This is a genomic window from Flavicella sp. IMCC45668, assembly GCF_057219105.1.
This window is the reverse complement of record NZ_CM170114.1, coordinates 2,983,199-3,008,692: the sequence shown is the minus strand read 5'-3', so window position 1 is coordinate 3,008,692 and position 25,494 is coordinate 2,983,199. Positions and strand designations below refer to the sequence as shown.

Annotated in this window: 16 protein-coding genes and 1 pseudogene; 6 read left to right on the top strand and 11 right to left on the bottom strand. The window is 32.8% G+C overall.

What is annotated here, in order from left to right; genetic code table 11:
- Positions 1–23 precede the first annotated feature (23 nt).
- A pseudogene (locus AC2DZ0_RS12190) lies at positions 24–694 on the bottom strand (SDR family NAD(P)-dependent oxidoreductase).
- Between the two features lie 200 nt (positions 695–894).
- Here AC2DZ0_RS12190 and AC2DZ0_RS12185 point away from each other — a divergent pair.
- Positions 895–1,248 (top strand): winged helix-turn-helix transcriptional regulator, encoded by a 354-nt coding sequence (locus tag AC2DZ0_RS12185; protein ID WP_484642060.1) that lies wholly within the window; start codon positions 895–897, stop codon positions 1,246–1,248.
- 10 nt (positions 1,249–1,258) lie between these two features.
- Here AC2DZ0_RS12185 and AC2DZ0_RS12180 read toward each other — a convergent pair whose 3' ends face one another.
- The 4 genes from AC2DZ0_RS12180 to AC2DZ0_RS12165 form a co-directional block, all read right to left on the bottom strand.
- Positions 1,259–1,813 carry an HNH endonuclease gene (locus AC2DZ0_RS12180; RefSeq protein WP_484490328.1) on the bottom strand — a complete coding sequence of 185 codons (555 nt, stop codon included), beginning with the start codon at positions 1,811–1,813 and terminating at the stop codon, positions 1,259–1,261.
- A 244-nt stretch (positions 1,814–2,057) separates the two neighbouring features.
- Positions 2,058–4,160: a ferrous iron transport protein B gene (gene feoB / locus AC2DZ0_RS12175; RefSeq protein WP_484642058.1), complete on the bottom strand. Its 2,103-nt coding sequence runs from the start codon at positions 4,158–4,160 to the stop codon at positions 2,058–2,060.
- The gene (locus AC2DZ0_RS12170; RefSeq protein ID WP_484642057.1) at positions 4,150–4,392 is read right to left on the bottom strand and encodes a FeoA family protein; all 243 of its coding nucleotides are present in this window, start codon (positions 4,390–4,392) and stop codon (positions 4,150–4,152) included. The genes feoB and AC2DZ0_RS12170 overlap by 11 nt, the downstream gene beginning before the upstream one ends.
- Positions 4,393–4,504: 112 nt before the next feature.
- Positions 4,505–5,173 carry an SCO family protein gene (locus AC2DZ0_RS12165; RefSeq protein WP_484642055.1) on the bottom strand — a complete coding sequence of 223 codons (669 nt, stop codon included), beginning with the start codon at positions 5,171–5,173 and terminating at the stop codon, positions 4,505–4,507.
- A gap of 171 nt (positions 5,174–5,344) precedes the next feature.
- Between AC2DZ0_RS12165 and rseP the strand changes: the two genes are divergently transcribed.
- Entirely contained in the window at positions 5,345–6,691 is a 1,347-nt protein-coding gene (rseP, locus tag AC2DZ0_RS12160; protein WP_484490324.1) for an RIP metalloprotease RseP, read from the top strand.
- Positions 6,692–6,809: 118 nt separating this feature from the next.
- On the opposite strand, the gene bioB is transcribed toward rseP, so the two are convergent.
- The 5 genes from bioB to AC2DZ0_RS12135 all read right to left on the bottom strand — a co-directional run bounded on the left by bioB (position 6,810) and on the right by AC2DZ0_RS12135 (position 12,396).
- A complete protein-coding gene (gene bioB / locus AC2DZ0_RS12155; protein WP_484490323.1) occupies positions 6,810–7,916 on the bottom strand; it encodes a biotin synthase BioB in 1,107 nt (368 codons plus the stop codon).
- 82 nt (positions 7,917–7,998) lie between these two features.
- A complete protein-coding gene (locus tag AC2DZ0_RS12150) occupies positions 7,999–9,162 on the bottom strand; it encodes a beta-ketoacyl synthase N-terminal-like domain-containing protein (RefSeq protein ID WP_484642054.1) in 1,164 nt (387 codons plus the stop codon).
- Between the two features lie 30 nt (positions 9,163–9,192).
- Positions 9,193–10,167 carry a CorA family divalent cation transporter gene (locus AC2DZ0_RS12145; protein WP_484642053.1) on the bottom strand — a complete coding sequence of 325 codons (975 nt, stop codon included), beginning with the start codon at positions 10,165–10,167 and terminating at the stop codon, positions 9,193–9,195.
- Between the two features lie 69 nt (positions 10,168–10,236).
- The gene (locus tag AC2DZ0_RS12140; protein WP_484642051.1) at positions 10,237–11,340 is read right to left on the bottom strand and encodes a glycoside hydrolase family 88/105 protein; all 1,104 of its coding nucleotides are present in this window, start codon (positions 11,338–11,340) and stop codon (positions 10,237–10,239) included.
- Between the two features lie 207 nt (positions 11,341–11,547).
- On the bottom strand, positions 11,548–12,396 hold the full coding sequence (locus AC2DZ0_RS12135; RefSeq protein ID WP_484642050.1) for a T9SS type A sorting domain-containing protein: 849 nt from the start codon (positions 12,394–12,396) through the stop codon (positions 11,548–11,550).
- 205 nt (positions 12,397–12,601) lie between these two features.
- On the opposite strand from AC2DZ0_RS12135, the gene AC2DZ0_RS12130 reads away from it, so the two are divergent.
- The 3 genes from AC2DZ0_RS12130 (at position 12,602) to AC2DZ0_RS12120 (ending at position 19,409) form a co-directional block, all read left to right on the top strand.
- Entirely contained in the window at positions 12,602–14,506 is a 1,905-nt protein-coding gene (locus AC2DZ0_RS12130; RefSeq protein WP_484642048.1) for a right-handed parallel beta-helix repeat-containing protein, read from the top strand.
- A gap of 112 nt (positions 14,507–14,618) precedes the next feature.
- The gene (locus AC2DZ0_RS12125) at positions 14,619–18,701 is read left to right on the top strand and encodes a hybrid sensor histidine kinase/response regulator transcription factor (RefSeq protein WP_484642046.1); all 4,083 of its coding nucleotides are present in this window, start codon (positions 14,619–14,621) and stop codon (positions 18,699–18,701) included.
- Positions 18,702–18,824: 123 nt separating this feature from the next.
- Positions 18,825–19,409, top strand: coding sequence for a hypothetical protein (locus tag AC2DZ0_RS12120; protein ID WP_484642044.1), 585 nt, complete (start codon positions 18,825–18,827; stop codon positions 19,407–19,409).
- Between the two features lie 75 nt (positions 19,410–19,484).
- Here AC2DZ0_RS12120 and AC2DZ0_RS12115 read toward each other — a convergent pair whose 3' ends face one another.
- Entirely contained in the window at positions 19,485–22,304 is a 2,820-nt protein-coding gene (locus AC2DZ0_RS12115) for a hypothetical protein (protein ID WP_484642042.1), read from the bottom strand.
- Between the two features lie 198 nt (positions 22,305–22,502).
- On the opposite strand from AC2DZ0_RS12115, the gene AC2DZ0_RS12110 reads away from it, so the two are divergent.
- Complete coding sequence (locus AC2DZ0_RS12110; protein ID WP_484642041.1) at positions 22,503–25,490, top strand: T9SS type A sorting domain-containing protein; 2,988 nt, start codon at positions 22,503–22,505, stop codon at positions 25,488–25,490.
- The last annotated feature ends 4 nt before the right edge of the window (positions 25,491–25,494 follow it).

Below are 25,494 nucleotides of genomic sequence, written 5' to 3'. Positions count from 1 at the left end.
GAACTTTTTAGTTTTAAAAAAAATTAAAAACCTCCTGATACAGCTATATGTTGTCCGGTAATCCAAGCTGCATTACCCGACGCTAAAAACACAGCAACTTTGGCAACGTCCAAGGGCTCCCCTGTTCTTCCCAATGGGGTGTTTGCAATCATATATTTTTCTGCATCACTCCCGATAACTCCTAATTCTTGCGTTCCTTCAGTATTTATCAAACCAGGCATAATTGAATTTACCGAATATTTTTCTCTCCTAACTCTTTAGCTAAAACCGAAGTAACTCCATTCAACGCAGCTTTCGTTGCAGTATAAATGGCAGCTCCAACAGTTGGCTTTACCGCCGCTACCGAGCTAATATTAACAATAGCCCCACCATTTTTATCAAAATATTTAACAACTTCTTGACAAGACATTATCGGTCCTAGAACGTTAATTTTCATTTGTTCATTAAAACTTGTTTCACTCAATACATCCAACGGCTCAAAATTATAAACACCTGCATTATTTACGAGAACATCTACACTTCCAAACGCTTGATTTGACAAATCAAATAATCTTGTAATATCTGATTGAACTGAAACATCGCCCTTAATCGAAATTGCAATTCCACCATTCTCTCTAATTTCTTTAACCAATAATTCAGCTTTATTTTCACTTTGAAAATAATTTACTACAACGTTGGCGCCCTTTCTAGCCATCTCCCTTGCAATCTCTTTACCAATTCCTTTAGATGCTCCAGTAACAACAACTTTTTTTCCCGATAATTCATTCATAATTCATTTTTTTAGATTCATTTTATACGAACAAAACTATATCTTTGGTATCTACATGTCAAGTATGTACTTTAAAGTACCCTACACACTAAAAAGATTGTATTACTGATTATCAATAAGATAAAATGAACAAAAAAGAAGAAAAATATTTCTGCGCCATAGATTACGCATTTAAAAGAATAGGAGGGAAATATAAAGCAAGGATTTTATGGCAACTCCACAGTAAAGAAATCATGCGTTATGGAGTTCTTAAAAGAGCCATTCCAGACTGTACTACCAAAATGCTTACACAAACTTTAAAGGATTTAGAAAACGACGGATTTATCAACAGAAAAGTATACTTGGAGGTACCTCCGAAGGTTGAATATTCATTGACCAACGAAGGTAAATTATTAATTCCATTTATTCAAAGTATCGGTACCTGGGGACAAGGACAATTAGAAAAATATAAGATCAAAACAATTTCATGCGATTCTTAAAGTCAAAACCCTAATAATCTGTAACGTGACCCCAATTTTCTCCGGATTTAATTCGATACAATTGCATCTCTGATACACCAAATTGTTTGGCTATCATTTTCATTCTGGTTTTTCTATTTGGGTCATTAATTTTTCTCTTTATCAAACGCACTCTGGCTTCTGTAAGTTTTGCAGAATGAAGTCTTGGTTTTCTATTGATATGAGTAGGTCCACTAAATTGATGTAATTCTTTCTCTCTTTTTGTGGCCCATTTCAAATTTTCAACACGATTGTCCAACTTATCATAATTCAAATGAATTACAAAAACCTCATCTTCTTTTCTTTCTAAAAAGTGTTGCGCAACCAATTTATGAACATACCTACCAGATTTTTTTCCATTGGATTTCTGATATGAGTTCAACATTGGATACCCATTTGTGGGTGTTGTTTTTAGAAGCTGAGTTTTACCATCCTCATCTATAGAGATTACTCTCCCAAGGCTAGATATTCTATTCTTTTTTTTGGTATACAAACCCTCTTCCAACTGAAGATCTTTCCATTCTTCGTTTACGTCTTTTCTAATCATGATCTGTTTTTTTTTAGTGGTTATAAAACACATCTTAATCAATAGCAATATAAATAGATCGCTTTCTCGGGGTTCAGAAAGGATTTTTCAAGTATTTTTTCGAATGGCAAGATATAAATTTTAATGACATCCGCAATTAGAATCACAATCTCCATCATTCTTTCTTTTAAAAATAAACTTTTTTAAAAGAAAAACCATGGCCAATCCTAAAAAAATATACACTAATACCTCTTGCATCATTGAATTATTTTAAAATAGCAAAGGTTATTAAGGCCGAAACATAAGCCAAAAGTCCCATTCCTACTAATTGAAAAACTGGCCACTTCCATGACTTTGTTTCTCTTTTAACAATTGCCAAGGTACCCATACATTGCATAGCAAAAGCATAAAATACTAAAAGAGACATCCCAGCAGGAAAATTAAATCTTTTCTCACCAGTCTCTGGATTTACTTCTGCAGCCATACGTTGTTTAATGGTACCTTCATCATCAGAACCTACACTATAAATTGTCGATAAAGTTCCAACAAATACTTCTCTTGCGGCAAAAGAACTAATAAGTGCAATTCCAATTTTCCAATCATATCCTAAAGGAGAAATTGCTGGTTCAATTATTTTCCCCATCACACCTATATAAGAGTTTTCTAACTTAAATGAGGCTATTTCACTTTCAAGATCTTCTTGACTTATAGTTTTCCCAACCGATTTTTCTGTTACTATTTTTTCAGCGTTTTTAAAATCATCTGTCCCATTAGACGCCAAAAACCATAAAACTATCGAAATTGCTAATATTATTTTTCCTGCTCCTAAAACAAATGCTTTTGTTTTCTCCAACACATCAAAAAAGATGTTTTTCAAAGAAGGTAATTTGTAGTTCGGCATTTCAACAATAAAAAAGTTTTTACTGTCAACTTTCAATACTTTATTTAAAATATAAGCAGACACTATTGCAGAGACAAACCCTAAAGCATACAAAGCCATCAACACTAAACCTTGAATACTAAATATCCCAAGAATCCTGCCTTCTGGTATAATCAAAGCAATAATAATGGCATACACCGGCAAACGCGCAGAACATGTTGTAAATGGAGTTACCAAAATAGTAATCAACCTATCTTTCCACCCCCCAATATTTCTGGTCGCCATAATCGCTGGAATTGCACAAGCAGTTCCAGAAATCAAAGGAATTACACTTTTCCCACTCATTCCAAAGCGACGCATAATTTTATCCATTAGAAACACTACACGACTCATATACCCAGTCTCTTCTAACACCGCTACAAATAGAAATAAAATAGCAATTTGAGGAATAAATATTACAATACCTCCAATACCTGGAATAATACCTTCTGAAATCAAATCATACAAAACACCTTCAGGCAAATGTTCTTTTGACCAACCACTCAGATCAGAAAAGAAAACATCAATATAATCCATTGGAACTGAAGCCCAATCAAACACTGATTGAAACATTAACAATAAGATACTCGTAAAAATTACATACCCAAATATTTTATGAGTAAGCACCTTATCTAATTTACTACGCAAGTCCGTCCCCTTGGTTCTATCGACACTATAGGTCTTTTTTAAAATCTCATTTATATATTGGTATCTATAAATGGTTTCTTTATGTTGATATTTTTTTAATTTCTCACCATCTACTTTAAACTTATCAATGATATGTTTAGATGCTTCAGAAATAAAAGAAACATGATTTTTTTGTGTGATTAACAGCCAGGATTTATACAAAGAAAAACCTCGCAAACTTGATTTCACTTCTTTAAAATACTCTTGATCTATTTTCTCTGAAATTGAAAAAAGCGGATTAACATCAAACTCTTGATAATTAGAAATCGCTTGTTTTATGGTATCAATCCCTTCTTTCTTTCTTGCACTTGTGAGTACAATTTTAGTTTTTAATACGGACTCTAATTCGGCTACATCCAAAGAAATTCCCTTACGCTCCATTTGATCCACCATGTTGATCACTAAAATGGTAGGAATCTTTAGGTCTTTTACCTGGGTAAACAACAATAAATTCCTTTTCAAGTTCTCAACTTCAGCAACTACAATTACCAAATCCGGATATTCTTTGCTTTCATTATTCAACAAAGTTTCCAAAACTATACTTTCATCTAAGGAAGTTGGATTGATACTATAAGTACCTGGTAGATCCGTAATAATTGCTGAACTACCATCTAACAAATTACAAGTACCTTGTTTTTTATCTACTGTTATCCCAGGATAGTTACCTACTTTTTGCGTCAAACCAGTTAACTGATTGAATAAAGAAGTTTTTCCTGTATTTGGATTCCCTACTAAGGCTACATTTAATTTTTTAGAGCTCATCACACAAACGTTTTACAAGAATTATACGTTCTGCTGTCTCTCTTCTTATTGCAAAATGACTTCCGTTCACATGAATGTATAGAGGATCCATCAAGGGAGAAAACTGAATTAGGGTTACTTCCTTTCCAGGAATACACCCCATCTCCATTAACGCTAACGGTATTTCATCAAAAGACAACTCTTCAATAATGCCTTTTTCTCCTCTTTGTAAGTTTGCAACGGTATGTATCAATTCTTTGCTATTTTATAAAACAACACTGTTTTAAGTAGTGTGCAAAGATATTAAATTAGAATCGTTCTAAAATAAGTTTTCTGTTGTTTTTATTGTGATACGAATGAAGGCTTTATTCTCTTTTTAGAATTTCAATATCATCAATAATTCTTTGGATCTCTTTCGCATCAGTCCCATCATAATACCCTCGAATTCTCTTTTTTTTATCAACTAAAATAAATTGTTCTGTATGTATAAAATCCTGGGCACCACCATCACCTTCATCTAGAACCGCAAAATAACTTTTTCTTGCCAAATTATAAATTTGCTTTTTTTCACCTGTCACTAAATGCCATTTTGAATCAACCACCCCCTTGTATGTTGCGTATTCCTTTAAAACAGCAACACTATCCATCACAGGCGTTACAGAATGTGACAACAACAAAACCTCAGGATCGTTTAAAAAGGCATTTTGAATCTCAACCATATTCGTGGTCATTATGGGACATATAGTTCCGCATCGCGTAAAGAAAAAATCCGCTACATAGATTTTATTAGAAAAGGTTTCTTGAGTAATATTCTCTTCATTTTGATTCACTAAACTGAAATCAGCAATTTTATGATTTTTTTTCACATGCTGCAGTGAAGCATCCACCAATCGTGGATTGACATCAATAGGACTGTATATCGGTAATCGTTTTTCTGGTGTTAATAATTTGTAAAAGACATACACTCCTACAATACTAAAAACCAACATTACTAAAAGTGTTGGAATTGATTTTTTAAAATATTTGATATCCATACGTGCTGTCAAAATTACGATTCTCCTTGGAAGTAATTTATTTTTTATTTGATAAAACAGCCTCTTTAACACAATTTAACTTAACTGAAGGCAATTCTTTCTACAAATCAATTTAAAGCCTTTATTTAAAATTGTACATTTGCTTTCGATTTTTATACCTAAAAAAGCATAATGGAAGTTTTTATCAAAGCATCACAATTCTTATTAAGTCTATCATTATTAATTGTACTGCATGAGCTTGGACATTTTATTCCAGCCAAATTATTCAAAACGAGAGTAGAGAAATTCTACTTATTTTTCGATTACAAGTTCTCTATTTTTAAGAAAAAAATTGGTGATACAGTTTACGGAATCGGATGGATTCCTTTAGGAGGATACGTGAAAATCTCAGGAATGATTGATGAAAGCATGGACACGGAACAAATGGCACTACCTCCACAACCTTGGGAATTTAGATCTAAACCGGCTTGGCAACGTTTGATTATCATGTTGGGTGGAGTGATTGTAAACTTTATTCTTGGGTTTGCCATTTACATCTTAATATTATTTACTTGGGGAGAAAGTTATTTGCCTAATGACAATGTAAAAGATGGTATTTGGGTTACCGACTCTTTAGGGATTGAGCTAGGTTTAAAAACAGGAGATAAAATAAAAACCGTTGACGGAAATAAAATAAAAGCATTCTCTAGTTTACCAGGTGAATTTATCAATGGAACTTCTTTCGTTATTGAACGAGATGGAGAAACTATTGAAAAACAAGTCCCTGTAGATTTTATTTCAAAATTAATTGAAAAAGGTAAAGGTGTTAGACCGTTTATTTCTCCAAGAATACCTTTTGTCATAGGAGGATTTGGACCAGAATCAAAAAATTCTGCGAGTGGGTTACTTCCTAAAGATTTAATCTTAGCAATAAATGGAACTCCAATCAAATATTTTGATGAAGCTAGCGATCTCTTAACTGCATTCAAAAATCAAACAGTAACACTAGATGTTAAAAGAAAAAAAGAAGACATTACATTATCTGTAGACTTAGATGAAAACGGAAAAATTGGAGTTAGCCTTGGAAGTCTTCCAGAAGCGGACATGGAAAGGTTAGGATATTACTCTCTAGAGACAAAAGAATACAGTTTGGCGGAAGCAATTCCTGCAGGAACAGCAAAAGGAGTTAAAACTTTAACTGACTATATCAAGCAACTTAAAAAAGTTTTCAACCCAGAAACTGGTGCATATAAAGGTTTAGGTGGATTTATTTCTATCGGAAGTATTTTCCCATCTACTTGGAGCTGGCAATCATTTTGGGGCATTACCGCTTTTTTATCAATTATGTTAGGTTTTATGAATCTATTACCGATTCCTGCATTGGATGGAGGACATGTAGTATTTACACTGTATGAGATGATTACAGGTAGAAAACCTTCTGATAAATTTTTAGAATACGCTCAAATAACAGGATTTGTAGTATTAATGGCCTTGTTATTATTTGCAAACGCTAATGATGTAATTAAGCTATTTCATTAAAAAACATCAAACAAAAAAATTCTTTTTATCCAAAATAAGAAGGATTTTTTTGCGATCACTCCATAAAAAAAGCCCAACAAAATAATTTGTTGGGCTTTTATATTCTTTAAAAGAATTCTTATTTCAATTCAGCTCTAATAACCTTTGCTTTAGCTTTAGCTTCTTCGTTTCTTTCAATTTTATGTTCAGGACGTGTCCATTTAGGATTTTCTCCTTTGGCTTGTAATTGAGAATCTTCTGCTTCTACTGATTTTGGTTGAACCTTTTTAGTAAAAGGCTTCATAGGATTTAAGCCTAATTTCGCAAACAACTTCATATCTTCATCAACATCCGGGTTTGGAGTTGTCAATAATTTATCACCAGCAAAAATTGAATTAGCACCAGCAAAAAAGCACATTGCTTGTCCTTCTTGACTCATTTGAGTTCTACCAGCAGACAATCTCACTTGTGTCTCAGGCATCACAATTCTAGTAGTCGCTACCATACGAATCATCTCCCAAATCTCAACTGGTTTTTGCTCCTCTAACGGAGTTCCTTCAACTGCCACCAATGCATTAATTGGAGTAGATTCTGGTTGAGGATTTAAAGTTGACAAAGCAACTAACATTCCTGCTCTATCTTCAATTGTTTCACCCATTCCAATAATACCACCTGAACAAACAGTAACATTTGTTTTACGAACATTATCAATAGTATCTAACCTATCTTGATAACCTCTTGTTGAGATCACCTCTTTATAATACTCTTCTGAAGAATCTAAGTTATGGTTGTATGCATACAAACCAGCTTCAGCTAAACGCTTTGCCTGATTTTCCGTAACCATACCTAAAGTACAGCAAACTTCCATATCTAATTTATTAATGGTACGCACCATTTCTAACACCTCATCAAATTCAGGTCCGTCTTTAACATTTCTCCAAGACGCTCCCATACAAACTCTTGATGAACCACCCGCTTTTGCTCTCAAAGCCTGTGCTTTTACCTGCTGTACTGGCATTAATTCATTTCCATCAATATCCGTATGATACCTTGCTGCTTGCGGACAATACCCACAATCTTCTGAGCAGCCTCCTGTTTTAATCGATAACAAAGTTGACACCTGTACCGCATTAGGATCATGATGTAATCTATGTACCTGAGCTGCCTCGTACAACAACTCCATTAATGGTTTATTATATATGTCAAGAATTTCTTCTTTCGTCCAATTATGTCTTACTTCACTCATAATTTTTCTTAATTTAAAGGTTCAAAAGTACGTAATAAAATTGTCTTTATTATGACTTGAATCATAATAAGCAGGAAAAGTATTATTTAGAACTTAACAAAATACTCACCGCATTTCCACCAAAGCCTACAGAATTTACAAGTATGGTTTCTAGCTTCTTTGGTGCTTTTGACATCTCACTAAAAGGCACTGCTATAAATTTTTGATTTTTCAACATCAAAATAGCCAACTCCATACTTAAAACACCAGATGTACCAAGCGTATGTCCTATTTTCCATTTGTTTGTTGTTAGAGAAGGCATCTCTTTTCCAAAAACCTTTTTTATAGCATTGTATTCAGAACTATCCCCTTTGAGAGTTCCTGGTGCATGCATCACAACTGCATCTACTGTTGTTAAACCAGCTTCAGTCAATGCCATTTTCATAGATTTTTGAAAGCAGTCCGCATTTGCTGAGATGGAAATATTATGTTTTAACTCTTCTGTGGCATATCCTATTCCCTCTATTACAGCCAAGGTTTTTTCAGAAACGCCTTTTTCCAAACACATTGCAACAGCTCCCTCTCCAACAACCATTGTATTCATGGATTTATTAAAATCTAAGGCTTTACAAGGATACTGTTCCTCTCCAATTATTGGAGCATAAATTTTTAAAGCTCGCATTTGTGCGATTGTAAATGCTGTATTTGCTGCTTCGCTACCACCTACTAAAAAATTTTTTGACATTCCTGATCGAATCCAAGCAATTCCATTCAAAACCGAATGCAAAGCGGTGGAACAAGTAATTGAATGACTTATATCAGGACCCGATGTTTGTAAATCTTGGGCAACCCATGAAGCAATATTCCCTAAAGTTGTAGTTGGGGAAGTTAGCGTAGCTGTTTTACCAAATTCATTCTCAATAAAACTATCGTAATAATTTTCAAACAATTCGGTAGCCCCTCTAGAAGATCCTATATTTACACCAAAATCTTCACCCCATGCCACCTGTGACAATGCCTTTCTTGAAGTATAGATTGCAAATAAAACTGTTTTATCTAAACCTTTGTACTTAGCATCAGAATTTCTTAATTCCTCTATTTCCTTTTCCAAAGAACGAGGTAGTTCACCAACATAGGATTGAAATTTTTGAAAATCTTTGACACTTAAAAAGGAGGTGTTTTTTAAGTAGTTAGCCCAAATTTCTTCAGGATTCGTTCCTAAACTAGAAACCGATGCCAATCCGGTAATAGAAATTTTATCGTTCATGTATACTTAATTAGGCCGCAAATATACATATTAAAACCATTTTTTTCTTTTAAAAAAGACCACACTTATAAGAGACACAACCAACATTACACCTAACAAAATAAAATATCCATTCTCACTTTTAAGCTCTGGCATATTTTCAAAATTCATTCCATATATCCCAGCAATAAATGTCAATGGAATAAAAACTACTGAAAAAATAGTCAGTGTTTTCATAACCTCATTAAGACGATGTCCTTGAATGCTAAAAATTAAATTTATTTTACTTTCTAGTTCTTGTATTTCAAAATCAATCTCGCCTATTAAATTATTTGTCTGCTCTTTTAACTCACTAAAATATTTAGTTTCATACTCTTCTAATGTAGACTTCTCTAGTTTAATTATAATATCTCGTAAGCTAATTGTTGCCTTTTTAAACTTAAATAAAACCTGCTTTCTTCGCTCTACACTTACTGTAAATTCCGGGGTTGGTTTTACATTAGAAAAATTAATATCTTTTAATTCCGATCTATCTTCATAAGCATCATGGTAATTATCCACAATAGACTCCAAAATCAAATACAAAAGATAATCTGCATTTTTTTTACGAGCCATTCCTTTATTCGATTCTAAACGTTGCCGAATCCACCCAAAGTGGTCTCCAGGTTTCTCTTGAATAGACCAAATATATTTATGAGCTGCAATGAACACCATTTGCTCTGCGTCAAATGAATCTTCATCCGTTTTTAAGACTCTAATGGTAATCAAGGATAAATCATCTAACTCAATGACTTTATTCGGATGAATATCTTCTGTTAAAAGTTTAGTAAGAAAATCATCTAAGTTATTGTTTTTTACGACCCTTATAAAATCTTGTTTAAAATCAAAACCATAAGTGTTCAACCACTGTATCTTGTCATTTTCTGCAGGCAATTTTATGGCATCTACATCCAATACTTGAGTTTTCACATACGAATTGGCATCATAATTTATAAGGGTACTTCGACTATTAAAATCTTGATTCATTTTTCTAAATTCAAAAATATTATTAAAAATAACGCTTCGAATTGAAAAATCCTTGTTTTCTAATCGATATTAACGAAACAACTTATAAACCTCAGAACCTGCACTCAAAAAAGCACCCGTACCATACACCTCTGTTTTATCTGGCCAAGCCTGACCCGGGGCTGCTCCGATTGGCTGTACATATCCCAGCATCCCATCTTCTGTGATGTGACTAACCAAAGAAAACCAAGCATTTTTAACGATAGGTGTATATTGTTCTGCATCTAAAATTCTATTATTAATTCCCCACGCAAGGCCATATGTAAAAAAGGCTGTTCCACTGGTTTCTGGGGTTGGATAAAATTCTTGCCCCAACAAACTCATAGCCCAATGACCATCTTTTGTTTGAATCTGAGCTAAACTTTTTGCCATTTTCTTATAGATTTTCAGAAAATACTTGTACTCTTTTTGAGAGGTATCCAATTCATTCAAAATATTTACAAGACCAGCAAAAACCCAACCATTTCCACGAGCCCAAAACACTTTAGTACCATGATCTTCCTTAGTCTTAAACCTTTCATCTCTGTAATACAAACCTTCTTTCTTATCAAACAAGAACTCTGTAGTAGCCTTATATTCAGACATCATAAAATCTAAATATTTTTGCTCACCTGTTATTTTATACAACTGCGCCCAAACAGGAGGCGACATAAACAAAGCATCACACCAATTCCATCTATCTTGATGAAACGGAGTGCTCCAATTTAATTTACTTTGTGATGGATGGTATCTAATAAACTCAAATTGCTTTATAGTTGGCTCGATCATCTTTTTATCTTCGTACTTTTTATAAAGATTGCAATAAAGCTGTCCAATTGTGTGATCATCTGCATGATATTTTCGATGATGCAACTTCCATTCCTGCTCTTCAGCAACTCCCATTAACCAGTCAAAATAAATAGAGTCACCAGATAACTCAGCCCATTTATACATCCCTACATACAATGCTCCATTTGTCCAATCTGCAATATGATGTGCCTTTTTTCTATCACTATAGATATCCTTAAAATGTTCCATTTGCCAATTGGCGACTTTTTGCATATCGGATTTTACAGAATAAGAATTAATCTCCTGACTCGACATAGAAGAAATAATAAAAAAAATAAAGAAACTTATTGAATATAGGTTTTTCATACAATGGTTCATTTGTTAGTTGATTTACCAAATGTACCTCAAATAGAAATACATACCGAAAACAACATACATTTAACTGTTCTTTTAACCGTATAAAACCCACTTAAAAAAGGCACCATCCTGAGTAAACATAAAAACACCTGTCTAGTCAAATAAAAAAAGAGCTACACATCTGTGTAACTCTTTTAAAGCGAAAGTGAATTCAAATTATTGAATAATAATTTTTTGAGTTTTAGTTATTCCATCCAAACTCATTCTTACGAAATACACTCCGTTAGACATATCCGCTATATCAATTTGTGAATTATCTGATTTAGAATTAAATATCTTAACAACTTCACCTAAACAATTATAAATTTGAATATCTGCATTTTGCAACCCAACAACCTGCAAGCTTTGTGAAACTCTATCCTGAAATATTTTTACATTATCTAGCAACGTATTCTCAGTGGAAAGCGCAGAAGTAAGTACCACTGAAATGTCATCAACATAAATTTTGGCTTTACTCGTTGGCAGCGCTGTAAAATTCACATCACTCCAATATCCAGCTTTTGGATCATTTTGATCAAATGCAACACTAAACGGAGTCCATGTATTTGGTGTTATTGAAGACAAATCAATCGCCAGTGAATTATATTGTCCACCATTTTGCTGAACTGCAATTCTCATTGCACCATCTGTCAATTCAGCATCTATATATACATAAGCTTTTAAAGTATAATTCGCCACTGACTGAAATTCATACTTACCTTCTCCTCCTGTATTAGACCTCCATGTTTGTAATTTAGGACTTGTGGCTGGAATTGTTTCTGAAAAATCAGCTAACAAGCTATACGTACCAGAATTTTTTTGGTCACTTGACTGTTCAAAACCATCATCTTGAGTCCAAGCATCTACAATATTTCCTGGGGAAGTAGCACCGTTATGGTTTCCATTACTCGTCCATGCAACATTCGTCAACTCAAACCCAAAAGCATCATTATTAAATCCATCAACTTGTGAGAAGCTTTTTACACTCACAAGAACCGTTAAAAAAAGTAATTGTAATTTCATCATATTTAATTATAAGTTAAGTGGCAAATTTAAATTTAGAGCTCACCACTAATGTTTGAAACTATAAATCTTTTGTACGAATCCATAAAAACCCAAAGCCCAGAAAAAATCCAGATACGAATTAACCGCTTGATACAAAACATGTACATTTTCGTACAATTAAAAAACACAAACTCCTCATTTTTACATGTTTTAAAAAAACATCTTTATGATTCGTAAAATTCTACTTCGAAACCTTTTGGCTATTGTAATTATCCCCTATTCTCTTTTCCAGCTAACATGCTGCCAATCAAAACCAAAGTCAAAAACAATCACTTTTACCACTGAAATATCAGAAGATGCTACGCTTTCAGTTTCTCAAAAAATACTAGATTTAAAGGACCAACCGGATTCAAAAATAATATTTGAAAAAGGAGAATATCATTTTTATCCGAACAAGGGAATTGAAAATTTTCTATACATCTCCAACCATTGTGATTTAATGGTGAACACTGCTTTTCCTGTAGATGGTTTTAAAGGACTAACCATAGATGGACAAGGGTCTACTTTTATTTTTCACGGAGTAATGATTCCCTTTCTAATAAACAAGAGCAGTAATATCGAAGTAAAAAACCTAACTATAGACTGGAACGATAGCTTTCATAGTGAAGCGAAAATTGTTGCAACTAATAAAAAAGACAGAACTTTTGATATGAAAATTTCGAAAGATTTCCCATACGAAATACGGAATGAACAAATTTACTTTATAAAGCCCTACTATGAACATACTCTCGGTCAATCTATATTATATGATACATTAAGAAATGCTATCGCTTTTAACACAGAAACTTATACCGATATTACCTCAATTGGAAAAACAAAACATCATTTTAAGCTAAATAACATTCAATATAAATACGATCATGACAAAAGAGCGCCCGAGTACAAAGACATTGGACATGAGTATAAATTAAAAGTAGTACAATTAAAACCAGGACTTGTAAGAGTCTACAATCACAAAAAAGGTCTCCCTCCAGTTGGTACAATTCTAACTATGAAGGGGGAACAAGGTGTCAACAGAGTTTCACCAGCCTTTAGAGTTGCACATTGTACAAATTTTAGCGCATCAAATGTAAACATACACCATGCAGGTGGAATGGGTATCATTGCTGAAAACTCTTCAAATTTAACCCTAGACAATTTTAACATCACTCCTTCAAAAGGACGAATGGTATCTACTACTGCAGATGCCACTCATTTCGTTGGTTGTAGTGGTAAAGTGACTCTTAAAAACTGTACTTTCCAGAACCAACTCGATGATGCTTTAAACGTGCATGGTACTTACCAAAAGATAGTTGACATCCTTGGAGACTATCAAATCGGAGTTAGAATGATGCATCATCAACAAAAGGGGTTTGTCATAGGAAAACCAAATGAAAAGATTGGATTTGTACGACTTGAGGATTCTTTTTTCCCAAATAAAAAAAATAAAATCAAGGATATTAAATACGTTAATAGTCGCTATCAAATTATAACTCTAGAATCAAAAATACCTACAAACCTGAAGGTCGGTGATCTTGTAGAAAATTTAGATGGTTACCCAGAACTACTAATCCAAAACTGCAATATTAGCAACAACAGAGCTCGCGGTTTACTCATCTCTAATCCTGTAAAAACGACAATAGAAAATAATTATTTTAGTACCGAAATGGAAGCCTTGCTTATCCCAGTAGAAAGCGGTTATTGGTATGAATCAGGAAATGCTGCTAACGTAATTATCCGAAATAATACGTTTCAAGATTGTCAACACAGCGGATTTAACCGCGGAGTAATTCGCTTTGTTACCGATAATGACAACGAAAATATCGCTTTCAAAAACATTGAAATTACAGGCAACAAATTCAACCATTTTGACAATCTAATTTTAGAAATAGCAAATACAGACGGCCTACTCTTTCAAAACAACACCATAACAAACTCAAACACGTTTACTCAATTACATCCCGAAAACCCAGTTATTAGAGTTAAATCATCTAAAAACATTGTCTTTAAAAACAATAACTACCAAGGAAATATTCCTCAGAAGAAAATTATAGATGCAAAAGAAAACGACACACAAATGAGCTTTGAATAATACAAATATCAAAAGGAAATAGATTCAAATTTCTGACAAAAAATAAAATAGATTATATTACAGAGCATAATTCTACATAAAAATTATTTAAAAATATTATTGTCACAAGATCTTGAATACTTTAAAAAATATCGTCACTTTCCTTTTGATATGGGCAATTTCCTTCTCATTATCCGCTCAAAAAAACACCATTCAGAATGTGCAAAAACTAACGATTTCTGATGGTTTAGCACACAATGGTGTGACATGTATTCTTGAAGACTCGAGAGGTTATATCTGGTTTGGCACCTACGAAGGACTAAGCCTATATGATGGTTACGAATTTAAAACCTTTAAAAACACAGTTGACCTCAACATACTAACTAGCAACCGAATAAGATCCCTTTCTGAAGATTTTAAAGGCAATATTTGGATTGGAACAGATGAAGGAATAACCCTCTACGACAATAACACCAACTCCTTTAAAAAAATCTATTCCAATCAAAACAGTAGCGGACCTATTGTAAGAAACTTTTTCTTTAACAAAAACACGAATGAAACTATTTGTGGTACTGAAAAAAATGGTATTCTTATATTCGACTACAACTATTCTTTTATTAAGAAAAAAGATACTAAATCAATTCATCCGACACGAAAAATTTCATTTTTTGGCGGTATAACTCTTAATAAAGAAGAATATCTTTTTGCTACAAACAATGGAGTTCTCTTATATAATTCTAAAAAAAACAGTTTAGAAAAAATATTGAAAAACATCAACTATGCAAGAACACTTCTTAAAATAAATGATGAAAAATTTTTAGTTGCAAAGCTAAAAGGTTTAGAAACGATAGATTATAATATTTCTCAAAACTCATATACAGCAATCAACAATCCTACCCTTTCCAACTCTCAAATCAATACGCTATGTTTGGATATTCATAAAAACTTATGGCTAGGACTACTCAATAATGGATTAATCAAAATTCCTTCACCAAACTTCACTCAACCTTTAAAAAGCAAAAATCTATTAAAATTCAAAGACAAAAGTAACACACTAAGATCCAGTTCATTAATTATATCTAGTCAAAACCATTGTTGGTATGGATCATTTAACAAAGGTGTCTATAAATTTGACTTAAAGCAAAATGGATTCCATCATTATACTGCTGAAAACAACAAAAAACACGGCATTAAATCCAACTTAATTTCTTTCCTCACAAATTATGATCAAGATAGAATACTATTGACCGAAAATACAGGAGGTATTTCAACTTTCAATACGAAAACGCATCAATTTGAAACACTCCCTTTTGACTTAAACCAGAGGTTACAAAAAAATGTGAGAAGCATATTTAGAGACTCTAAACAGAATATTTGGTACAGTTTCTTAGGAGACACCCAACTATACTTAAGAAGAAAAGGAAAAACTATATCAGAAAAAATAATTCTAAACCCTCAGGAAAACGTACAAATAAGAAGTTTTACAGAGGATCAATTTGGGAACCTCTGGATTTCAACAATTTGGGATGAAATCTATAAAATATCCATTGACACAAAAAACAATATAAAAAACATTGAAAAGCTAAGTGACAATTCTTTTTTCGACACACATAAACTCGGCCTTATACGTTGCATTTACTCAGACCCCGTATCAGACATTATATGGATTGGTTCAGAATCGGAAGGTCTTTTTCGACTACAAAACACGATGAATTCTAAATTAGAAGACATAGAAATCGATCAGTTTTTATTTGACCCAAACAAAAATTCCATCTCTAGTAACTTTATTACTTCAGTAATACGAATACCAAACAATGATTTATGGATTGGAACTGAAGGGGGTGGATTTTGCAAAATGAATAACAGTATCGGTATTCCTAATTTCAACCCTATAACTGAAAAGAATGGCCTTGCTAACAATGTGGTTAAAAACATCCTTTACGAAGGAAAAGGTGTTCTATGGATCCCTACAAACATTGGATTAAGCAAATACAGCATACATGATGGCAAATTCAGGAATTTCCATAGTTCAGACGGCCTACCTTTTGAAGATTTTTGGTACACAGTTTCTATATTAAAAAACGGAACATTTATGTTGTCTGGAGTGAATGGCCTGTGTTATTTTAAACCTTCTGAAATATCAAACCACGAAACTTTGCCGAAACTTCAATTCGATAATTTTAAAATACACCAACAAAACTACCAAAACAACGACTCTCTTTCTAAAACTGATTTCTTCATCAAGAAAATCACAACTTCAAAAAAAATTGAACTGAATTATGATGAAAATATTTTTTCTTTGGATGTAACAAGCTTGCATTTTTCAAATGTAAAAAGCCATAAAATTAGATATAAACTACATCCGTTAAACAACAACTACATAGAAGTTTCATCATTAAAAAAAACTATTAATTACAATGGACTCTTGCCTGGTATATACCAATTAACAGCACAGGCATCAAACTCCCTCAACCAATGGACGGAGCCAAAAACTATTACAATAATAATTTCGCCTCCATTTTGGAAAACGAAGAGCGCGTATTTATTCTATGTTATATTCTCTCTACTCATCCTTGTAATTATTCTAAAAGTTATTTTAAAAATTCAATCTCTCCGTCATAAAGTAGAAATAGAACAACTTGAAACTAAAAAAATTCAAGAAATAAACAGAGCAAAACTTTCTTTCTTTTCAAATGTATCGCATGAAATAAAAACGCCAATAACGCTCATTTCTGAGCCTTTAAAATTGGTAATATCAAAACTTAAAGGCAACAGAGAGCTCGAAACGAAACTTGAATTAATTCAGCGTCAGACAAAAAAAATCCTAAGACTTATTGATCAAGTCCATGATTTTCAAAAAGGTGATGCTAGAGCTTTAAAACTGCACTATACAAGATTTGATTTCAATCCTTTTATTGAAGAGGTTACACAAGATTTTAAACAACTTGCTTTAAATCAACAAAAAAACTTTGTAGTAGCAAGTTCAATTAAAAAAATCATTGTCTCGGCCGACAAAGACAAGCTAGAAAAGATATTTGACAATTTATTAAACAATGCATTCAAATTTACTAATGTAGGTGACACTATTCAACTTGACTATTCTTATAACGAAAAAGACCTCATCATCTCAATCACGGATACTGGAATTGGAATAGACAAAAAAGATTTGCCTCATATTTTTGAAAGATTTTATAGATCACAACAAAACATCGAAGGATCAGGAATTGGTTTAGCTTTCACCAAACAATTAACAGAAATGCACTATGGATATCTTGAAGCGTTTAGCAATAAAAATAATGGGACAGAAATCAAATTAAAACTCCCCATAGTAAAAGAAATTCTTGATAAAGATAATATTATCATACCCCAATTGCCACAAGAAGAAAAAGTTACCTATCCAAAAGATTTTTTCACTAACAATACTACAACTAACCCCATAAATACGTCAGGTGAATACAGCAATTCGGTACTATTCTATGTTGAAGATGATTATGAACTGCGTTCCTATTGTACAGATTTGCTAGCCACATATTTTAGAGTAAAATCCTTTGAAAACGGAGAAGAATGCCTCAAAGCAATGGAAGACGAATGGCCTGATATTATTATAAGTGATATTCAAATGCCAAAAATGAACGGTTTAGAACTCTGTATCCAGGTAAAATCTGATTTAAAAACGAGCCATATCCCTGTCATCCTTCTTACAGCGTTAAGTAAAATTGAAGATCACATTCAAGGAATCAAAGACGGTGCGGATGCTTACATCAGAAAACCTTTTGATGCACAACACCTTATTGCAAATATAGAGGCACTATTAGCAAACCGAAAACAACTTAGGGAAAGGTACCAAGTAGGTATACCATTAACCAAAGAAAACAATCAAAACAACAGAAACGACAATGCTTTTTTAGAGAAACTATACAATTTGATTGAAAAAAACATAGACAATCAAAATTTCGACCTAAACACTCTAGCAAAGGAACTTTATTTAAACAGGACTCATTTTTACCAAAAAGTAAAAGTACTAACAAACCAAACTCCTTTAGAACTAGTGAGAATGTATAGGTTAAAAAAAGCTGCTGATTTATTACTCCACGAAAAACTTTCAGTTAACGAAGTGTTTTTAATGACTGGATTCAAAAGCAGACCGCATTTCTCAAAAATATTTAGAGAAAAGTATGGTGTTCCTCCCGGAAAATATATTAAATCTTTAGAATAATTTTTTTGTTTTTGGCCTAGATATGTACAACTCAATACATATTATTTATATTTTCGTACAATCTCTAGCACACAGGTATATAGATTTGTTTAAAATTTAATTACAAACAAATCTATTTTTATTATGAAAACTAAATTATTTCGTATCTCAATGTTATTAATAATCATTGGGAGTTTTTCAACCTCTGCGCAAATTAAATACAATGAAAAGGCTTGGAGCTTTGAAATTAGTGAAGGCGTAACGTATAGAAATGGCAAAGCTGATATCGTTACAGCATGGACTCAAGATCCTGGATTTATTTTATCTTCAGAACACAAACACTCTGGTAATTATAGTTGTAAAATGGACTTTACCAAACAACCTAAATCAGGAAAATTTCAAACATGGAGATCAAATCGTGGCAACGAAGGTGACTTTGAAGTATTATCAGACGAAGCTTACTCAGTTTCAGCATGGTTTTATATCCCATCTGGAAAACCATCAGGAAGACTCGCTGTAACCTTACAACAATCTAACGGAAAAGAAGTTGTGGCAAGCTTTAATTTATCAAAAGTAAAAGTTGGACAATGGACAAAGCTAACTACCAACTTTAAAGGAAATCCTGCCGTTGGAAATGAACTTTGGAGTAGCGTGAGTTACATCCCAAGACCAAAAACTGATTTAGTTATTTACTTAGATGATGTCTCATTTTTCCAACAAAAGAAATAACGATTCTCATCCTCCAAAAGCTCATTGAAACCAAGGTTTTAATGAGCTTTTTTTATTCTACAAAGAGTTTTTAAATCACAACGCATCTTCTAATTCCACATCAATAAACTTAAACATCCCTGCAGGAATTTTTATTTCTAAAGTTGATTTTTTTGCATTTAAATTAAAATTTTCTCCTGATAAAATATCTTTTACCGCTAACGGCTTAATTGTATGAAACTGAACCTTAGCTACGCTTTCTTTTGGATTCAAATATCCATTATCGATTAAAGTTAATCTTAAATGCTTGTCAGATGTTTGAGCCACTACCCAAGCCACATCACCCGTAACCGTTATCGGTAACAGTTTAGCACTTTTTTTAATATCATTATCAATAATATTATAATACTCAGAGGCTGACATAGTTTTTGTTCCGTCTGCAGATAAATAATCTTTTCCATTCGTAATATACTCTCTTAGTATGTTTTTATACATCGGATGTAAATTATCTTCCAATCTTTCACGCTTGGCTTTTTCTTGTTTATAAACTCCATTTTGAACCGGTGTAATCAAAACCATCCCATTAGAATACGGGGCTAAAAAATTCAATCTTCTATCTTTTACTCCAGCAGCATAACTTGAAAAATCCCACGAGGTAACTTGACCTCCTGTCCAATCACTACTCAATCGACTGAAAACATAATTATCTTTTTCTTTCGAATACCTTAAAGTTGTTGAAGAACTATTACCCTCTCGCAAATAAGTTTCATCTGGGTTAACCATACTCAAATGAACAGGAGAAAAACTAAGGATTTCGTTCCGTTTGGGAACATACAATGCACCTTTACCTATCAACTCCCACAATACAGTTAAGTACTCTGAATACTCAGAATCAATATTAAAATTATTAATATATGATGCACCATAAGAAGCATGAAAAATTGCATTTCGTAAAAAATGATTTGGTAAATTTTGATGTGAGAACTGCCTTGATCTCATAAAACTTGGATTATCTCTAGCACATCGTGTACCCCAACTATTTGCTACCCCACTGGACCATAACCCCAATCGACTAGCCAAGCTTAATTCCATGGCTACATCTTGAGTTTCTTCCATTGATGGAATCAATACATCTGCAAATTCACCAGATAAAAAACGTGACCACTCTGGTTTATAAATAATCGATTGCCAAAAAATATGTTTACTTCGAATAAACTGTTTTGCATTATGTGTTTTACTATAATCAGCCAGAGGGTAAATTAAATCGTCCAAGGCATATTTAAAATCTTTTTTATGCAAAATTGTCAACTCTGGCCAAACCCAAACAGTTGGCTTACCATTACCTGCATCAATCACCTTTTTTATAGTTTCTTTACCATAATAATAAGGATCTACACCATGACCTCCCCAAGTACACAAACCATTTTCATTATATTTTGAAATTAAATTTTGGGCAACTTTATCAGCACTATTATTATACCTCTTACGGCCATCTCTAATATCTCTAAACGAAGAAATTTCAATATGAGACCTATCCCAAGTACCTACATCTTTGAGAAATGCATACCCCATAAAAGAAAGATTTTTATAACGATCTTTTATTCGTTGCATTTCAGGGGTAAACTTGTTCTTGGTAGGAGGAGACATTATAGTTACCTTTAGGGACTGTCTCTCATACTCTGACCTAGAATACTTTTTCAGATTCTTTTTCACAACATCTGTTTCTTTCAAAATCGATGCAATATTACCTCCTGGCATTAATTCTTCATATGCTTTTTTCCATGTTTTTTGTGTATAATCAACAATATGAACTTGATTTCCTCCACTTTGCGCACTTGCCAAGATTAATTTTTGATTCAACTTATCATGATGAATATCGTTATACGAAAAAGTAGATTTTAAAACCTCAATTTCCTTAAAATCAGCTGTAGGTTTTGCAATAAATATAAACTCCCCTTTTAGGGAAACATATTCAAAAGTATCCTTACCGGGAATTACTTCCGTTTGGGTAACTCTATAACCAAAACCTAACTTTTGCTTAGAATTTACACTAAAATTTATTTTCTGTATTTCATTATTACTTGGCTTCAAAATCCCCAAATCATGTTTTTCCATAATGCCCGATGTTCCTAATAACACTTCTAACTCCTTAGATAGTGGATTTTCAAATACCGTGATATCTCCAACCGGACCATGAAAAATCTTTTTAGACTTAAATGGCTTTTTTGCTTTTGGTTTGAAATAATAATACATATTTAATTTATCTGCATGCGACAATATTGCATCTAACAATAAAATATCAGAACCATCTGGTTGCGGCAAGGGTCTTAAAAAATTAACCGTATGTACATTATAGGGAAGGGTTCCATCATCTTGCCATTTTTTATTCGGCTTATACAAAGTTGGATATGAACTTGATGGAATTTCAGTTAACAACTCACCCTTGTTTGAGATATAGTAGATATTAAGATCATTTCCTCCACAAGCAATATATGGAGCCAAACCTTCTTTAGGATGTACTACACAAGCAGAAATCATAGGTGAATCATTTTGCTTAAAACTCCAAATCAAATCTCCCTTATAATTTATACAAAAGATGCTTCCATCGGCATTCGCTGTTATCACCTCTTCATTTCCATCTCCATCGATATCATCCACCCATAAATCATGATTCATCAAACCTGATAAGGGTTGTTCCCAAATTAAGTCTCCTTTAAAATTTATTGCCGAAACAACACCATCATAACTACTCGTTATAATATGAGTTTTATTTTTAAAAACAGCAGTTTTTACTTTGAGAACAGTGTGTTCTGTTGTAATACTAACAATAGGATTTTTCTTAGAAAAAACAGTATTTGAACATAAAAAAAGCGCAAAAACAAAAATATTAACAACTAAAGTACATACAACTTTCATCTTTATAAAATTAAGGTTTATTTGATAATTCAGCATCCTAAGAACACCTATTACAAAAATATTAGTAAGACACAAACAAGCCTAATTGAAAAGATTATAAATGACTTAATCGTACAAAAAATAGATAGATTCGTACAAAAATGACCTACCCAAAAATTAAATTTGATATGAAATTAAAACTCGTTTAGAAACAACCAAATGAAAACACCTACTCCTAATCATATTTTTAAAAGAAGTTTTGTCCACTTTTTAGTGGTGATACTTTCTTTGTTCACCCAACAAAGTATTATTGGGCAAACTGAAAATGAAATACTCGCAAAAATTACAGAACTAGAAACCTTAATTGCCCATGCTGAAAACAATGAACTTGATGCTACCAAAGAAAAAATGACCATTAGTGTTGCCCAAGTTTTTTTAAAATACGCCAATTGGGATGAAAATAATATCGATACGAATCAAACTTTATTTGCATCCTTACCTTATTTTGAAGATGATGCCGTGCAACTGGCTCAAGACTTGCCAGATCTTGAAAGATCAAATATTTTAATTATTCTTGAGGAAGCAATTGTCGTTTTGCAAAAAATCATTAGTGGTGACATTAAAAGAAAAGACATCCCAGAAATAGACTGGTCCAACCTGACTATTTCAGACAACAAAATTTTACAAAATGGCAAACCCGTATTCTTAATTGATTATACATGGAAACCCTATATTCCAGAATTAACAAAATATTTTGGAGCAAGAGACGGTTTTTATTTAAGTCCAACTTTTGCAGATGACGAAAACGGAACCATCAAATCTTACGTAACTAATAATTTAAACACTAAACCTTCTGGTACTTTTGGTAATATTTTTATCAACCATAAATCTACTCCAGATTGGACAGAACAGCAATATGGACCTGATTTTAGAATGAGAGAAGACACCTTTGTGGCTTACGATATTGACAATCCTGGCGCAAAAACACTTTTTAGCTCCCTTTTCCAAAATACAATACCCAAAATTGCTGGAAAAAATTACGCTCAGTTAGGTTATATGTTAGCAAACGAGCCTCATTTTATCACCACAAAAGAACCCAATAAAAATGTTTGGGCTTCGGGTCCTGTGTCAGATTACACCCATGAAAAATTTAAATTGTGGTTGACACAAAAACATCAAACTATTAATAAACTAAACACAGAATGGGAAACTAATTTTGTAGACTTTTCTAGTGTAACTATTGATATCCCCATATTTAGAAGCTTACAAGGTACACCAATGTGGTATGACTGGCAAAGATTCAATATGGATAGGGTAAACGATTGGTTCCAATTTTTACAAAACGAAATTAAAAAACATGATGCATCAGCAAAAACTCACATAAAGTTAATCCCTCATTTTTGGGTACAAAATCAAGGTGATCACGGATTAGATATCGAAACATTAACACGTCAAAGTGACATTCTCGGAAATGATGCTCAATCTTACAACAGCCATATGTGGGGACCCAAAGAAGACTGGGAAGATCGATATAATTTTGAATGGAAAGACATCGCATTAACCTATGATTTTTTTAGTAGCATTAGTCCTAACAAAATAATATTCAATTCTGAAACTCACTTTCTCTCTACTACTAAATTTAGAGACCTCTATCTAAAACCAAGTTACGCAAGAATGACTTATTGGTTAGCCTATCTACATGGTTTAAATGTAGATCAGTGTTGGTTTTGGTCAAGACGAGAAGACGGTTCTCCAAGAGAAAATATGGTCTCCAAAGACTACCCCGGTACTATAAACCAACAACCCCAAATAATCAATGAAGTGACATCTACCATGATGGATCTAAATTCTTATTCTGAAGAAATTACACAAATTCAAAACTTACCCAAACCTATTAGAATTTTCAATACTCAAACCTCTGCAATAAACGAGGGAGAGTTATATATGAAAAACACCTTTAAACTCTACGAATCACTATATTTTGAAGGACTTCAATTAGGGTTTGCGACTAAAGACATCATAAACCTACAAGACAACAAGCTCTGGGAGGTAATTTTAATTGCAAATACAGAATTTGTAACCGAAGATGAATTAGACGCACTACAAAATTACCTCAATCAAGGAGGACATATTATTGTTGATGCCATCAGCCTGAAAAAAAACGAATATGGTAAATTACACACAAAAAAGCTAGAACAGGGCTCAGGCATCCTTCAAAGCACTTCAAGTTACGAAGAAATGAAAGCTCTAGCATTAGAAGTCGTCAACACTCAAAACATGCTCCCTTTATTAACAGTAGAAGAAACCAACAATTTGGGTTTAAAAGGGTGTCATTGGAGGTCCATTGTTACTCCAGAAGGGAAAAACGTGATTAGCTTGGTGAACATTGGTAAAACTCAAGCATCTATAACTTTAGGAATTAAAGACAATGATTCTCCTGTAATTTGCACCAATCTTTTAAACGGAAATAATTTAACTGGAATTTTTTTAATGGAACCTGAACAAGTTCTATTTTTAGAAGTTACTGCTGAAAACGATCATATTTTATCAATATTTCCAGAAACATGTCCAGATGCTAAAAACGGAAAGCTTAAAATAAAAGCGACCCAAGTTGGCAACTACAAACTAAAATTCAACAATACAGAAACTATTTTCACTAAAGAACTAACATTAGAAGACTTAGCTCCAGATAATTACAAGGTAAGCATCATAAACAGAGACAATCAACAACATAAAGAATATAGTTTTATTGTAAAAAAAAGCAACAAATTAGAGGCTGCTATTTCAAATAAAAACAATAAAACAAAATTTGATATTATTGAAGGTACTGCTCCCTACCATGTATTTGTTAACCAGCAAAAAGTTTTCTCTACCAACCAAAAACACTTCTCAATAGAAACAGAATCAATAGACAAATTAGAGCTTACAACCAACCAACCCTGTGAGGGAAAAATAACCAATATTGCAAAACCCCCAATCTCAATCTTTCCAAACCCTACATCTGGCTTGTTCCAAATCAACAATATTACGGATGAACATATGCTACAAATAACTGTTTACAACATACAAGGAAGTGTAGTTTCAAACCAAAAGTTAAATGTTATAAATTCATCAGCCACATTTGATATTTCAGATTTAGCTGCAGGCGTTTATTTTATTAAAATTCCATCAACGAATAACATATTAAAATTAATTAAAAAACAATAATCAT

Coding starts and splice junctions, on each gene's coding strand:
- feoB (WP_484642058.1), bottom strand. CDS start 4,160: ATGAGCTCTAAAAAATTAAATGTAGCCTTAGTAGGGAATCCAAATACA.
- AC2DZ0_RS12150 (WP_484642054.1), bottom strand. CDS start 9,162: ATGAACGATAAAATTTCTATTACCGGATTGGCATCGGTTTCTAGTTTA.
- AC2DZ0_RS12110 (WP_484642041.1), top strand. CDS start 22,503: ATGAAAACACCTACTCCTAATCATATTTTTAAAAGAAGTTTTGTCCAC.
- AC2DZ0_RS12140 (WP_484642051.1), bottom strand. CDS start 11,340: ATGAAAAACCTATATTCAATAAGTTTCTTTATTTTTTTTATTATTTCT.
- AC2DZ0_RS12120 (WP_484642044.1), top strand. CDS start 18,825: ATGAAAACTAAATTATTTCGTATCTCAATGTTATTAATAATCATTGGG.
- AC2DZ0_RS12180 (WP_484490328.1), bottom strand. CDS start 1,813: ATGATTAGAAAAGACGTAAACGAAGAATGGAAAGATCTTCAGTTGGAA.
- rseP (WP_484490324.1), top strand. CDS start 5,345: ATGGAAGTTTTTATCAAAGCATCACAATTCTTATTAAGTCTATCATTA.
- AC2DZ0_RS12115 (WP_484642042.1), bottom strand. CDS start 22,304: ATGAAAGTTGTATGTACTTTAGTTGTTAATATTTTTGTTTTTGCGCTT.
- bioB (WP_484490323.1), bottom strand. CDS start 7,916: ATGAGTGAAGTAAGACATAATTGGACGAAAGAAGAAATTCTTGACATA.
- AC2DZ0_RS12145 (WP_484642053.1), bottom strand. CDS start 10,167: ATGAATCAAGATTTTAATAGTCGAAGTACCCTTATAAATTATGATGCC.
- AC2DZ0_RS12185 (WP_484642060.1), top strand. CDS start 895: ATGAACAAAAAAGAAGAAAAATATTTCTGCGCCATAGATTACGCATTT.
- AC2DZ0_RS12135 (WP_484642050.1), bottom strand. CDS start 12,396: ATGATGAAATTACAATTACTTTTTTTAACGGTTCTTGTGAGTGTAAAA.
- AC2DZ0_RS12130 (WP_484642048.1), top strand. CDS start 12,602: ATGATTCGTAAAATTCTACTTCGAAACCTTTTGGCTATTGTAATTATC.
- AC2DZ0_RS12165 (WP_484642055.1), bottom strand. CDS start 5,173: ATGGATATCAAATATTTTAAAAAATCAATTCCAACACTTTTAGTAATG.